Source organism: Bradyrhizobium sp. USDA 3397 (assembly GCF_054060965.1).
In genome coordinates, this window is the sequence record NZ_JBSSDS010000001.1 from 4028302 (window position 1) to 4041899 (window position 13598).

The following is a 13598-nucleotide window of genomic DNA, read 5'->3' on the forward strand; positions in this document are numbered from 1 at the left end:
CTACAAGTCGCCGCGCAATGGATTGATGATCTGAAGTCCAGCAAAGTCTTTTTCGTTGTCCGTCACCACCACGCAGTCATTGGCACCCGCGACAGCGGCAATGATCATATCGAGTCCGCTGCGAGGCCGTCCGACGGCCTTCCCTTCCGCCATCAGCCGCGCCCAGACCAGGCCTGCTTTGTCGTCGAACGACAAAATACGCCCCGCAAACAGCGCTTGCGGTCCCTCTTGACCAACGAACCAGGCGTCGAGCGCATCGCGCTTCTTGCCGTGCGGCTTCTCCAGAATACCGCGTCGGATTTCGGCGACTGTTAGCGAAGCAATGAACAAATCCTCATCGCGCTGCTGGCCTATCCAGGCCAACAGTGACTCTGACGGTTTCGGCTTGACGATGTTGCTGATGACGTTGGTGTCGAGAAGATAGCGCGTCACAGATCGGCCTTACGCCCTTCTTCACGGGGGCGCGTCAGGTCGAGATCGGCGCCAACGAGCGGCGAGCGACGCAACGCACTCAAGATGCCGCCGGGCTTCGGCGGCTCGCCAGAAACGGCCTGCTGCACCGCGCGTCGGAGATGCCCGGCGTCCGGCCCTTCCTCGGTCAACTTCCGGGCGAGCGTTCTGATGAGATCGCGATCGGTCTCGAGTGCTTGGAGCTCGAACCGCACGATGCCGCGCTTGGTCAGCCTGGATCGGTAATTTTCGATCGCCCTTTTCTGCGCACTATTGCTCACGGATCGCCTCCATGGTATATCTGGATATATAGCCGAATCTTCCGCTTGCCGCAAGACTGCGAGGCCTCATTTGACCTCAGCAGCAGTAATAGAGGTCGGTAGTGTTGTCCGACGTCGCGCTCAAACAGATTGCATCTAGCGGAGGCGATCACGCGAATATTTTTCGTGCGCTCCACTTTGCGATTTCCCGATCCGCTACGCTTCCTATCTCGGATCAGCGCACGACTACGACACAAGTCACTGATATCGCTAGATATTTTCTCTTGCGTTGCGGCCGCAACTCGCCATCTTTGTCGAGGTGCGGAGCGATCCGCGCAACGGCAAGGACGCGGCGATGGCGCGATCGAGAGGAACGACAGCCGAAAAGCTTCGCGTGGTCGCAGATGCGGCGCCCGAAGCCACGGTCGCATACGTCGCATCTACGCCCGATCCTCGCCTTATTAATTTGGTGCGATTGCTCGCCCGGCAAGCTGCGCGGGATTTCATCCAGGCCGAAACGGACCGCCGGAAGCGTGACCGCCTCCCGGACTAAGGAGGCGTCATGAAGATTGCACTTTACGCCCGCTACTCGTCCGACAATCAGCGCGACGCATCGATCGAAGATCAGTTGCGGCTCTGCCGCCTCCACGCCGAGAAGCAAGGTTGGACGGTGGTCGACAGCTACACGGACCGGGCGATCTCCGGTGCATCGCTACTTCGCCCCGGCATCCAGGAACTGATCAGCGACGCCATGCGCGGGAAGTTTGCGGTGGTGCTTGCCGAGGCAATGGACCGACTCAGCCGCGATCAGGAGGACATTGCCGGGCTCTTTAAGCGCATGGCCTTCGCCGGCGTGCGGATCGTCACCCTCTCGGAGGGAGACGTCACGCATCTGCACGTCGGGCTGAAGGGCACGATGAACGCCTTGTTCCTGAAGGACCTCGCTGACAAGACGCGACGAGGTCTGCGCGGCCGCGTCGCGGACGGTAAGTCGGGCGGCGGGCTGTGCTTCGGTTATGACGTCGTCAAGCAATTCGCCGCTAATGGCGAGCCGATCCGAGGTGACCGCACCGTCAACGGGGCCGAGGCGGCTGTCGTTCGCCGTATCTTTGCTGACTACCTTGCCAGCAAGTCCTCGCGCACAATCGCTTTCGAGCTGAACCGCGAAGGTGTGCCTGGACCGCAAGGCGCTGAATGGGGGCCATCGACCATTCACGGCAACCCAAAGCGCGGCGTTGGCATCCTCAACAACGAGCTCTATGTGGGTCGCCTCGTGTGGAATTGGCTCCGCTATCTTAAAGACCCCGATACCGGAAAGCGCGTTTCTCGGCTGAATCCTGAATCCGAATGGGTGATCCAAGAAGTCCCCGAGTTGCGCATTGTCGATCAGGAAATGTGGGATGCGGTCAAGGCGCGTCAGCAGACGCTCGCCTACGAGCCTTCAGCGCCTGGCGAGAACAGGCTTAATGAGCGCCATCGGCCCAAATACCTCCTCGCCGGCCTCGTGAAGTGCGGATGCTGCGGCGGCGGGTACACGATGATTTCGAAGGACCTGCTCGGCTGCGCAACGGCTCGCAATAAGGGAACGTGCAATAATCGTTTGAACATCCGGCGCGATGCGCTGGAGACCTCTGTGTTGAGCGGCCTTCGCACGCATCTGATGGAACCAGAGCTGTTCAAAGAGTTCTGCGATGAGTTTACCCGCGAGGTGAACCGGCTGCGGATTGACCGAGGAGCGGACCTTGCGGCGATGAGGAACGAGCTTCCGCGCATTGAACGTGAACTTGGAAAGCTGGTGGCCGCCATCAAGGCTGGAGGTCCGATCGAGGCCATTGTCGAGGACATGAAGCGGCTCGAGGCCAGAAAGGTGGAGGTACGAGAGAAGCTCGCGAACGCAGAAGAGCCGCCGCCTCTCCTACATCCCAACATGGCGGAGATCTATCGGCAGCGTGTGGCCGCGCTGTACGAAAGCCTGCAAAGCGAAGACGAGAAAGGGGAAGCAGCGGAGGTTCTCCGTACCCTCGTCGATCAGGTGACGCTGATGCCCGAGGCGGAGGAACTCGCGATCGTGCTGCGCGGCGACCTAGCCGCGATCCTGCGGTTTGCGGCAGGCAAAAAGAACCCCGACTTCCTTTCGGAGGCCGGGGCTCTGAACGGCTTGCTATCGCAAGCGTCGGTGGTTGCGGGGATAGGATTTGAACCTATGACCTTCAGGTTATGAGCCTGATGATTGCCGAAAGGGCTATTCTAACACGCTGGCCCGCACGCCAGTCCATCTCCCAGAAGTCTGCCTCGAGTGGGGTGGCTTCCTTGAAGATCGCAATCAGCTCTGCCTCGCGGGCCGGCGTGGCGTAGAGGTCGGCGAGATGCTCCATGTGCGCCCGCGCTTTTGCAGCGACCTCCTGGTACGGCACGCCGGCGTCCTCGGCGATCCAAACGCGATAGCAGTTCGTCGCAGCGGCCGCATCGGGTCGCGAGGCGAGTCGCGTTGCGATCTCCGCGTACCCACACACAGGGGGCAAGCGCCACCTTGAGTGCCAGCCGTTCCTGCGTCGAGCACGTAGTGTGTATAGGCCAGCGTCTCGACCGCCTGCGGGGTTTGTTCAAGGTCGCTCGGGACAGACTCGACCTATGACCCCGTCATTACGAATGCCTTCTTTTAGAACCAGACTGCCTTTCCGTCACCGCGGTAGCTACATGGTAGCTAGCAGTCGTGGGCTTCGAGCGAAGGCTAGGATAACTTATTGATTTCGCTGGTACAGTTGGGTGGGCTCGAACCACCGACCTCCTGTTCCACAGACAGGCGCTCTAACCAACTGAGCTACAACTGCATCCTTGCGCGCCGCGCCTTGGGCTGCCTGAAAAGGCTTGATGCCTGAGGGGGCTGGACGGGGCGGAAACTAGGTGCAACGGCCCGGTTTGGCAAGGCCGCAGAACCCGATATTTCCCCTCTTCAGCGCGAAGAAAACAGGTCGATTGGCCGGGCGGGATCACCTCTCCCCAGCGGGGAGAGGTCGGATTGCTCTGGTGCGCGAATGCGCGCCGGAGCGATCCGGGTGAGGGGCCGCGGCGGCCGGTGAGACCTGAGCCCCTCACCCGGACCGCGCCGGACGATGCTTCGCATCGCCGGGGGCGGGATCACCTCTCCCTTTGGGAGAGGTGGACGGAGTGCTGGGCGCGACCCGGTCGACCCATTTCCAAAAGAAAAACCCGGGCCTTTCGGGCCCGGGTTTCGCTGGCTTACATCGATCCGACCGCTCAGGCGGCGGAAGGGTAGTACTTGGAGGCGCTGGCCTTGATCGGCTCGGCGGTCTCATTGGCGACGCGCTGAGTGAGCTCGACCAACTCCTTGGCCTGGGCCTGGAAGGTCTCGAGCTGCTTGCGGGCGTGGCCGGTCCACAGCTCCATCGCTTCGGTCGGCGACTTGGCGCCGAACAGCTGCTGGGCGAAGTCGAGCTGAGCGCTCGAATTGGCCTTCATGAACTCGACCAGCTTGGCGGTGTACTCGCTCGCGCCCTTGGAGGCCGAGGTGAACACGGCCTCGACGGTGCCGTTGTGGGTCTCAGCGGCGTCCTTGAACTTGGCGTAGTTCTCGCGGGCCTGCGCCGCGCCCTTCTCTGCGAACGCACGCACCTGCTCGGGAACCTCGAACGGGATGATCGAGGCAGAAAACGGATCAGTCGCACCTGTCATGTTGGTCCCTCACGCTAATTGAAAAAATGGAGTGAGCCTTTCTGGCGCGCCCGCCGGCCCCGACCATGGGCCCTGCGCATTGAGCGGGTACGAAGACTGGAAACGCGAAACAAAGGTGATGGCTCGCCCAGCGCCAGCACTATGGCTGCCTATCATGTCAACATTGTGCATCGCAACGCGGCAGAGCGGTGCGATGCGAAATTTAATCTCGGGATGGGTGAGGTTCCGGAGGTCGGGAACCGGGGGTTGAGGTAGTGGGATGCGCCGGGCAACAAGCTTTTACCCTCCCCTGGAGGGCGAGGGTCGGCTCATATTGAGCGTAGCGAAATATGAGCCGGGGTGGGGTGATCTCTCCCCGCGGGGACCGCCCGTGGCGAGAGACTGTCACCCCACCTCGTCTCACATTCGCTACGCTCATGTGAGCCGATCCTCCCCCTCCAGGGGAGGATGGGCACCGCGGGTGCTGCGCGCGCCTATGCCCTCCGCTTCGAATCCCTTGGATGCAACGTTGGCTCGGCTTGCGGGGTTGGCGGGATTAAGGTTATCGCCGCTTGGGGGTCCGTCGCGGGGCTTTGAACCGTGGACCTAGTCGCGCCTTCCGGGCGATACTAACCCTTTCTTAAGGCTGTCATTCCCGGCAGCCGCCACTCGTGAAGCGTGAGATGCAGCCGGCCTGATGACGCGTTCGGATTTCCAGTTGCGAGGGGTGGGCGATCCGCGGCTGGCCGTGCATGCGACCTCTGCCCTGCCGGTCTGGCTGTGGTCGACCGACGGCGCGCGCGTGCTGTGGGCCAATCCGGTCGGCGCAAAACTGTTCGGCGCAGCCAACAGCGCCGGCCTCGCGGACAAGGTGTTCGGCCCCGCCGACAGCCACCGCCGCCAAATCGTCAGGCTCGCCCCCCAGCTGCCGGCGAACGGCGCAATACGGCTGCAGCGGCTGCGCGGCTTCGGCGCCCGGTTAGGGGCGCTGATGACCTGCGGCTGCGCGCGGCTCGACTTTGCCGATGGCGGCCATGCGGTGCTCGTCATCGCGATGGACCCGACGCTGCGCACCATGCCGCTGGTCGAGCGGCTGCATCGGCTGGTCGCCGGCGCCAAGGTGCCGATGGCGGCGTTCGCGCCGGACGGGCTGTTCGTCGGCGCGAGCGAGGCCGCGCGCTCCCTGCTCGGCTTTCGCGATCTATTCGAGGCCGGCCTCGACCGCGCCCGCAGCGATGCGCTGGCAAAAGGCCGCGCCGCGACGCCGATCGGCATCGGCCAGATGGTGCTGCAGCGGGTCGGCAGCGGCGCCGATATCGGCCTGGTCGCGCTGATCGAGCCGGCCGCCGCCACGGCGGCGCGCGAGGCCGCGCCCGACGTGACGCCCGCGCAGCCTCCGGCCGCGGTGCTGGAGGACGCACAGCCTGCACCGAACGAGGCGCCGTCTGCGATCGCGCTGTTCGACGCATTCGCCGAGCCTGCCGAACCACCCGCCGAGACGATTGCGCCGACGCCCGAGCCGGTCGTCCCCGCGGCGGCCAAAACTCCGGTTGAAAACCAGCCGCAAGCCATTGTGTCGCCGCAGCCCGCGCCGATCAATGCAGGCATGGTCGAGCCGACTTCAGACCAGCAGTCGGGCCAGCAAGAGCCGCCCGCACCGCGTCAGCATCCGCTGCGCTTCCTCTGGCAGATGGATGAAGAGGGCCGCTTTGTGCTCGGCTCCGATGACTTCATCCGCCTGATGGGCACGCACACGGCCGCCGGTTTCGGCCGCCCCTGGCGCGAGATCGCCGAGGAATTTTCGCTCGATCCCGAGGGGCGCGTGGCGAAGGCGCTGGAAAGCAAGGATACCTGGGCCGGCATCACAGTGAACTGGCCGGCCGACGGCGGCGAGCATATTCCGGTCGAGCTCGCGGGCCTGCCGGTCTACGACCGCAACCGTCAGTTCGCCGGCTTCCGCGGCTTCGGCGTCTGCCGCGATCTCGACGCGCTCAACCGGCTCGAGGCGCTCAGGCGCTTCGAGCTGCTGGTCGACGCGCCGCCCCAGGGCCGCTCCATTGAGGCCGTCGCGTCCGATGCGGAGGCCGAGCCTGAAGCGGCGGCGGAAACAGTGGCCGAGAGCGAAGCAGAGGCACCGCCGATCGCGCCATCCGAGCCTGAGCCGCAAGCCGAGCCCGAACCGCAAGCCGAACCCGACCTGCCAGAGCCCACAAGCGACGTGACTTCACACCCAACCGAACTGGACACGCCCGTGGAAACGCCTCCCAATGTCGTGCCGTTCCGCGTCGCCGGCGATACGCGGCCGCCGACGCTGACGCCGGTCGAGAACAGCGCGTTCAACGAGCTCGCGCGGCAATTGTCCGAGCGGCTCGAACGCGAGCGCGAGACCATCACGACCGACGCGGCCGGACCAGTGGCGGAGATCAGCGCCGAAGCATCGGAGCCGGAGCCGCCGCAGGCCGCAGCCGAATGGCTGACCGAGCCCGCACCGCCGCCGCGCGGGATGAGCGCGCGCGACCGCACACTGCTCGACCTGTTGCCGACGGGCATCCTGATTTACCGGCTCGACCGCCTGCTCTACGCCAATCCCGCCTTCCTCGCGCGCATCGGCTATGACAGCCTGAACGCGCTGGAGCATGCCGGCGGGCTGGATGCGCTCTATGTCGAGCCGGGCGTGTCGGCGGCCAGCAGCACCACGCAAGGCGGCACGCCTGTGACGATCAGCGCGACGGTCGCGAACGGCGAAGCGCCGCTGGCGACGACGGAAGCGCATCTCCACACCATCGACTGGGACGGCGACAGCGCGCATGCGCTGATCTGCGCGCTGCCGCAGGCGGCGCCGATCGCCGCGGCGGCTGCCGTCGCAGAGACCTTGGTGGCCGCAGAGCCTGACGCCGCGGACGCGGAGCCCGCGGCCGGCGATGCCGATGCCGAGGATCTCGCCGCCATCCTCGACACCACAGCCGAGGGCATCGTGATGTTCGATGCCGAAGGCAACATCCACGCCTGCAACCGCAGCGCGGAGGCGCTGTTCGGCTATGACGGCGAGGCGCTGCTGCAGCAGAATTTGCTGACGCTGTTCGCCCCCGAGAGCCAGCAGATCGTCGCCGATTATCTGGAAAGCCTTAAGAGCCAGGACATCTCCAGCCTGCTCGATCACGGCCGCGAGGTGCTGGGCCGCGAGAAGAAGGGCGGCGTCATCCCGCTCGCGATGATCATGGGCCGCACCCGGCCCGACGGGCCGAACTTCTTCGCCGTGTTCCGCGACCTCTCGCACGCGAAGAAGGGCGAGAGCGAATTGACGAAGGCCCGCCGCCTCGTCGACGGCGCGGCCAACGCCAAGGCCGACATGCTGGCGCGGATCAGCCACGAGATCCGCACGCCGCTCAACGCCATCATCGGCTTTGCCGAGGTGATGATCTCCGAGCGCTTCGGCGCGCTCGGCAACGAGCGTTATGGCGAATACATGAAGGACATCCGCGCCTCCGGCGAGCGCGTCATCGCCATCATCGACGACCTCCTGGAGCTGTCGCGGATCGAGACCGGCAAGCTCGACCTGAATTTCGCGAACTTGAACCTGAACGACCTGGTCGAGGCCTGCGTGACGGTGATGCAGCCGCAGGCCAACCGCGAGCGCATCATCATCCGCACCTCGCTCGCCCATGCGCTGCCGCAGGTGAGCGTCGATGCGCGCGCGATGCGGCAGATCACCATGAACCTGATCTCGAACTCGATCCGGCTCGCCAGCGCCGGCGGCCAGGTCATCGTCTCGACCGCGCTGACCGATCGCGGCGAGATCGCACTGCGCATCCGCGACACCGGCCATGGCCTTTCCGAGCGCGAAGTCGCCGCCGCGATGGAGCCGTTCCGCACCCCGCCGCCGGGCGATGCTGCCGACAGCTCGGCGCTGAGCCTGTCGCTGACGAAAGCGCTGGTCGAAGCCAACCGCGCCCGGTTCAACATCAAGAGCGCCGGCCACGGCACGCTGATCGAGGTGGTGCTCGCGCCAGCGCTGGCGGGGGCGTGAGGTGTTCTCCCTCTCCCGCTTGCGGGAGAGGGTCGGGGAGAGGGTGTCTCCACGACGGGACAATCCCCGAGAGGAAAGAGCCCTCACCCGACGCTTCGCGTCGACCTCTCCCGCAAGCGGGAGAGGTTGGCCCGCCGCACGATCAACCTACCTACTGCCGGTTTGCAGACGCGCTTAAGCCGCCCGCACCGTCTCCAAAAACCTGCTCACCTCGAGCTTCAGCCGGCTGCTGTCGTTCGACAGCGATTGCGCCGCGGACAGCACTTGCGAGGAGGCAGATCCCGTCTCGGTCGCGCCCTGGCGCACGCTGGAGATGTTGGCGCTGACCTGCGTGGTGCCGGCGGCGGCGCTTTGGACGTTGCGCGAGATCTCGCTGGTCGCGGCGCCCTGCTCTTCCACCGCGGCCGCGATGGTGGAGGAGATTTCGGACAGACGCTCGATGGTGCCGCCGATGGTCTTGATCGCACCGACGGAATCTTGCGTCGCGACCTGGATGCTCGAGATTTGCTGACCGATGTCGCCGGTCGCCTTCGCGGTCTGCTCGGCGAGCGCCTTCACTTCCGAGGCAACCACGGCAAAGCCGCGTCCGGCCTCGCCCGCGCGCGCCGCCTCGATGGTGGCGTTCAGCGCGAGCAGATTGGTCTGGCCGGCGATGGCGTTGATGAGCTCGACCACGTCGCCGATGCGCGCGGCCGCCTTGGACAATTCGCTGACGCGATCGTTGGTCTGCCCGGCCTGGGTGACGGCCTCGCCCGCCATGCGCGCGGAGGCCTGCACCTGACGGCTGATCTCGTTGACGGAGGCGGTCAGCTCCTCGGCCGCGGACGCCACCGACTGCACGTTGGTCGCCGCTTCCTCGGACGCCGCCTCGACCAGCGTGGCGAGCTCGGTCGAGCGGCTGGCGGTCGTGGTCAGCGACGTCGCCGACGCCTCGAGCTCGTTGGCCGCCGACGATACGGTCTCGACGATCTCGCCGATCGCGCCTTCGAAATCGTCCGCCATCCTGATCATGTCGGCGCGGCGGCGCTCGGCGGCGAGCTTATCCTGCCTGATCTTCTCTTCGGCCTCCTCCTGCGCCTTTCGCTCGGCGTTGACCTTGAACGTCTCGACGGCTTGCGCGATCTCGCCGATCTCGTCGGGACGGCCGAGGCCGGGAAGAACGATGGCGAAATTGCCGTTGGCGAGCTCGATCATCGCCGCGCGCATCGCGGTCAAGGGCCTCGAGACCGAACGTCCGATGAAGATGCCGAGGCCGAGCACGCTCGTCGCAATCAGCGCGATCGCGACCGCAATCCAGAACTGGATGCTGGTGCGCTCGGCCTCGTTGAGACGGTCGGCGTCGGCGCGGATGCGGTCGACCGATGTCGAGATCTGCTCGATCACCGGCTCGACCGAAGCGAAGGCCTCGGACATCGCCTTCGATTCGGCCGCCAGCTTCAGCGCGGTCTCCATCCAGGCGGAGAAGTCGCGCTGATAATCGGCGAGCTTCTGGCGCAGCTCGGCCTTGGCGCCGTCGGCGATGGCTGCCGCGTCGAGGCCTGCGGCAAATTCGGACGCGCGCTTCTTCATCTCCTCGCCATATCTCGCGTTCCGGCGCAGCATGAAATCCTTTTCATGCCGGCGCATCATCAGCATGATCACCTTGAGCTCGGAATTCTGGAACTGGTCGACCTGGCTTTCGATGCCGTGGACGGAAGCGCGCAGGCGGCCTTCGAGCCCGGACTTCTCGTCGAGGCCGAGCCGCTGCCGTTCCTCGACCACCGCGGCGAAGCGGGCCTGATAGGTCTTGAGCGACGCATTCATCGCGTCGATCTTCTGCGCCAGCTCGGGCTGGCCGAGCGCTGCGATCTTGCCGCGGAGCGTCTCGATGTCGAGCGCCACCTGCCGGCTGATCTCGACCTGGCGCTGCGCCCTGGCCGGATCGCTGCGCAGCAGAAAATCCTTCTCGGCGCGGCGCGCCTCGAGCAGCTCGACCGCGATCCTGTTGTTCAGCTCGAACACGGTGCGCGCATCCTCGGCCGCGTCGCGATAGACGCCCATCCTCCGCTCGCCGTAGAGGTGAATGCCGCCGATCAGGACGACGCCGATGACGCCAATGACGCCGATCGCGGTGATCTTGTGAGTGAGTCGCAGGGACGGGAGCCGCATCGTGAACCAAGCTGGTGGTGAGCGATGCTGTTGATGAAGCGATATCAGGTAAAAGCTTCCGTTAATTTGCGGACACGTATTAATACGTGTACTCCCCAAGAATGCTCGCTGCTATGCACGGTGAAATGCACAGGCCGGGGCCGGCCGCCCCCTGGCCGCCGCCGGTGCACAGGTCAAGACGGCACGCTGATCGGGGTGGTGCGCGCGCCAGCGCCGACAGGGGCGTAGCGTCAACCAGGCGAGTTTTCGGCGCTGCGGCGCCCCGCGTCGCGAGCCGCCGCGCATCGCTATGCGACTTGTTCCCGAGCGGAACCGAAGGCCGCGTCGCGGCTTGAACTCGTGGCGTTCCTGTTCGTCCATTTTCAACAACGCGAATTTGCACTCGCCACGTCACCGCAATGTCCGAGCGACTGAAATCGGGGGCATCCAAGAAGACCCCTCCCCAGGGGAGCGATGCTGTTTCCGACCGAAAGCCGCTGCCTTCAGGCGCTTCGGCCCGCATGAATGCCCGTGTGGTTCTCGCGCTCGTGCTGGTCGCGCTCGCGCTCTGGACCGCGGCTGGATTTCTGACCGCGCTGATCTGGGCCGCGATTCTCGCAATCGCGCTTTGGCCGCTCTACGTCAGGTTCGCCCAACGCTTCGGCGCAGGGCCGACCACGCTGACCGCCCTGGCCTTTACGCTCATGGTCGCACTCGTTCTGATCGCGCCCATGTCGCTCGCGATCTACCAGATCGCGCAGCAGGGAGAGGCGTTGGTCAGCTCGCTGAAGAAGGCCGGCGAGAGCGGGATCGAAGTCCCGGATTGGCTTGCCCGCTTGCCCGTCGCCGCTGAGAGTATCGAGCAATGGTGGCGCACCAACCTCTCCGACCCCAAGGCGGCAAGCGAGTGGCTGAAGACGGTCAGCGCCGACAATGCATCGGATCTGTTTCGAACGTTTGGCGGGCAGCTACTCCACCGGCTGTTCATGATGTTCTTTTCGCTGTTGGCTCTGTTCGTGCTGCTCCGTCATGGCCGGCTGATCGCGAGCCGCTTTCTGGAAACGTGTGACCGGCTGTTTGGCGAAGCCGGCGAAGGTCTCGTCGCGAAGATGGTCGCGACCACCCGCGGCACCGTGAACGGCACGGTGCTGGTCGCCGTGGGCGAGGGATTGCTGATCGGCGTCGGCTATCTGGTCGCGGGCGTGCCGAACGCCGTCGTTTTCACGATCCTCACGGCGGCATTTGCGATGATCCCGTTCGGCGCCTGGCTGGCCTTCTCGGCCGCGGCGCTGGTGCTGGTGTCCGGTGGCGGCAGCGGGCTGGCGGCCGCAGGTGTGTTCTGCTGGGGCTCGATCGTGATGCTTGCCGGCGATCATTTCGTCTGGCCCACACTGGTCGGCGATTCGGCCCGGCTGCCGTTTCTCCTCGCTTTCGTCGGCATCTTCGGAGGCCTCGCCGCCTTCGGCCTCCTCGGCCTGTTCCTGGGTCCCGTGATCATGGCCGCCTTGCTGACGGTCTGGCGAGAGTGGATATTCCGTCCCAATGTTCGGGAGCAGTCGGGCTGAGCCGTCCGGCTTCGCCAACCCTCGCACGCCGCGGAACTGAAAAGGCACGGCGCTTCAATCGCGCCGTGCCTTCGCATGCGAGTCGCGTTGGATCAGTGATAGATCTCGAACAGGCCGGCGCCGCCCTGGCCGCCGCCGATGCACATCGTCACCACGCCCCACTTGGCCTTGCGGCGGGCGCCTTCCTGCAGCAGATGGCCGGTGAGACGGGCGCCGGTCATGCCGAAGGGATGGCCGATCGCGATCGAGCCGCCGTTGACGTTGTACTTGGCGGGATCGATGCCGAGCTGGTCGCGGCAATACAGGCACTGGCTGGCGAAGGCCTCGTTGAGCTCCCACAGATCGATGTCGTCGATCTTGAGGCCGGTGCGCTTGAGCAGCTTCGGAATCGCGAACACCGGGCCGATGCCCATCTCGTCCGGCTCGCAGCCGGCGGTCGCCCAGGCAACGAAGCGGCCGAGCGGCTTGAGGCCGCGCTTCTCGGCGTCCTTGGCTTCCATCAGCACCACCGCGGCGGCGCCGTCGGAGAGCTGGCTGGCATTGCCGGCGGTGACGAACTTGCCGGGCCCCTTCACCGGTTCGAGTTTTGCCAATCCTTCCATCGTGGTGTCAGGGCGATTGCATTCGTCGCGATCGACGGTGTAGTCGACGATGCTCTCGGCCTTGGTCTGCTTGTCGACGACCTTCATCTTCGTCTTCATCGGGACGATCTCGTCCTTGAACTTGTTCGCCTGCTGGGCCGCGGCCATGCGGCGCTGCGATTCCAGCGAGAACTCGTCCTGATATTCACGGCTGAGCTTGTAGCGCTCGGCGACGATGTCGGCGGTGTCGATCATCGCCATGAAGATGTCGGGAGCGACCTTGAGCAGCTCCGGATCGATAGATTCCTTCGGCGTGGCGCCGCCGGGAATCGAGATGCTCTCGACGCCGCCGGCGACGATGCAATCGGCGCCGTCGGAGCGGATCGAATTGGCGGCCATCGCGATGGTCTGCAGGCCCGACGAGCAGAAGCGGTTCACCGACACGCCGGCGGTGGTCTTCGGCAGGCCGGCGAGCAGCGCGGCCTGGCGGCCGATGTTCGGCGCGCCATGGGCGCAATTGCCGAGATAGCAGTCCTCGACATAGTCCTTCTCGACGCCGGCGCGGTCCACCGCGTGGTGAATGGCGTGGGCCGCGAGCGACATCGGCGGCGTGATGTTGAACCCGCCGCGGCCGGATTTCGCCAGGCCCGTGCGCGCATAGGAAACGATGACGGCTTCACGCATTGTTTTCTCCCTTGTCGAACGATTTGGAACGGAGCGTCCTAGCGCCATTGGTACACAAAGTCAGGAGGTCGCGGGGAAAATAAAACGCCGCCTCCGGTGAAGGAAGCGGCGTTGTTCCGCGGGTCGGAATATGTCTGTGGAAGGCGATGGAATTCGACTCTGTCGGCTCGCTGTGTCACCTCTCCCCGGCGGGGAGAGGTCGGATTGCGCCAGCAATCCGGGTGAGGGGCCG

Annotated in this window: 8 protein-coding genes, 2 tRNA genes and 1 pseudogene; 3 read left to right on the forward strand and 8 right to left on the reverse strand. The window is 65.2% G+C overall.

From position 1 onward, the window contains the following. Nucleotides 1-432, reverse strand: a complete 432-nt coding sequence (locus ACVWYQ_RS18450) for a PIN domain-containing protein (protein ID WP_456726251.1) — start codon at nucleotides 430-432, stop codon at nucleotides 1-3. After that, nucleotides 429-731: a hypothetical protein gene (locus ACVWYQ_RS18455; protein WP_456726252.1), complete on the reverse strand. Its 303-nt coding sequence runs from the start codon at nucleotides 729-731 to the stop codon at nucleotides 429-431. Before ACVWYQ_RS18455 ends, ACVWYQ_RS18450 begins: the two co-directional genes overlap by 4 nt. 541 nt (nucleotides 732-1272) lie before the next feature. Here ACVWYQ_RS18455 and ACVWYQ_RS18460 point away from each other — a divergent pair. Continuing rightward, a complete protein-coding gene (locus ACVWYQ_RS18460; RefSeq protein ID WP_456727195.1) occupies nucleotides 1273-2931 on the forward strand; it encodes a recombinase family protein in 1659 nt (552 codons plus the stop codon). Here ACVWYQ_RS18460 and ACVWYQ_RS18465 read toward each other — a convergent pair. The 4 genes and pseudogenes from ACVWYQ_RS18465 to ACVWYQ_RS18480 all read right to left on the reverse strand — a co-directional run bounded on the left by ACVWYQ_RS18465 (nucleotide 2888) and on the right by ACVWYQ_RS18480 (nucleotide 4403). Then, nucleotides 2888-2975, reverse strand: a tRNA-OTHER gene (locus ACVWYQ_RS18465). The two genes, ACVWYQ_RS18460 and ACVWYQ_RS18465, sit on opposite strands and share 44 nt — an antisense overlap. After that, nucleotides 2960-3327 (reverse strand): annotated as a pseudogene (locus ACVWYQ_RS18470) (thiaminase II/PqqC family protein); the annotation flags it as partial. The gene ACVWYQ_RS18465 and the pseudogene ACVWYQ_RS18470, both read right to left, overlap by 16 nt. A gap of 137 nt (nucleotides 3328-3464) precedes the next feature. After that, a tRNA-His gene (locus tag ACVWYQ_RS18475) sits at nucleotides 3465-3541 on the reverse strand. Between the two features lie 427 nt (nucleotides 3542-3968). Beyond that, nucleotides 3969-4403 carry a phasin gene (locus ACVWYQ_RS18480; RefSeq protein ID WP_157287940.1) on the reverse strand — a complete coding sequence of 145 codons (435 nt, stop codon included), beginning with the start codon at nucleotides 4401-4403 and terminating at the stop codon, nucleotides 3969-3971. 676 nt (nucleotides 4404-5079) lie between these two features. On the opposite strand from ACVWYQ_RS18480, the gene ACVWYQ_RS18485 reads away from it, so the two are divergent. Beyond that, complete coding sequence (locus ACVWYQ_RS18485) at nucleotides 5080-8409, forward strand: PAS domain S-box protein (RefSeq protein WP_456726253.1); 3330 nt, start codon at nucleotides 5080-5082, stop codon at nucleotides 8407-8409. A gap of 174 nt (nucleotides 8410-8583) precedes the next feature. On the opposite strand, the gene ACVWYQ_RS18490 is transcribed toward ACVWYQ_RS18485, so the two are convergent. Beyond that, nucleotides 8584-10557 (reverse strand): methyl-accepting chemotaxis protein, encoded by a 1974-nt coding sequence (locus ACVWYQ_RS18490; protein WP_404543944.1) that lies wholly within the window; start codon nucleotides 10555-10557, stop codon nucleotides 8584-8586. Between the two features lie 500 nt (nucleotides 10558-11057). Here ACVWYQ_RS18490 and ACVWYQ_RS18495 point away from each other — a divergent pair, with 500 nt between their 5' ends. Continuing rightward, on the forward strand, nucleotides 11058-12101 hold the full coding sequence (locus ACVWYQ_RS18495; RefSeq protein WP_246732555.1) for an AI-2E family transporter: 1044 nt from the start codon (nucleotides 11058-11060) through the stop codon (nucleotides 12099-12101). A 92-nt stretch (nucleotides 12102-12193) separates the two neighbouring features. Here the strand turns inward: ACVWYQ_RS18495 and ACVWYQ_RS18500 are convergent, their stop codons facing one another. Then, nucleotides 12194-13366, reverse strand: coding sequence for a thiolase family protein (locus ACVWYQ_RS18500; protein ID WP_271538953.1), 1173 nt, complete (start codon nucleotides 13364-13366; stop codon nucleotides 12194-12196). Between the last annotated feature and the right edge of the window lie 232 nt (nucleotides 13367-13598).

Excerpts from the sequence above, each read along its gene's own strand:
- ACVWYQ_RS18460 (WP_456727195.1), top strand. The coding sequence starts at position 1,273 with ATGAAGATTGCACTTTACGCCCGCTACTCGTCCGACAATCAGCGCGAC.
- ACVWYQ_RS18480 (WP_157287940.1), bottom strand. The coding sequence starts at position 4,403 with ATGACAGGTGCGACTGATCCGTTTTCTGCCTCGATCATCCCGTTCGAG.
- ACVWYQ_RS18485 (WP_456726253.1), top strand. The coding sequence starts at position 5,080 with ATGACGCGTTCGGATTTCCAGTTGCGAGGGGTGGGCGATCCGCGGCTG.
- ACVWYQ_RS18490 (WP_404543944.1), bottom strand. The coding sequence starts at position 10,557 with ATGCGGCTCCCGTCCCTGCGACTCACTCACAAGATCACCGCGATCGGC.
- ACVWYQ_RS18495 (WP_246732555.1), top strand. The coding sequence starts at position 11,058 with ATGAATGCCCGTGTGGTTCTCGCGCTCGTGCTGGTCGCGCTCGCGCTC.
- ACVWYQ_RS18500 (WP_271538953.1), bottom strand. The coding sequence starts at position 13,366 with ATGCGTGAAGCCGTCATCGTTTCCTATGCGCGCACGGGCCTGGCGAAA.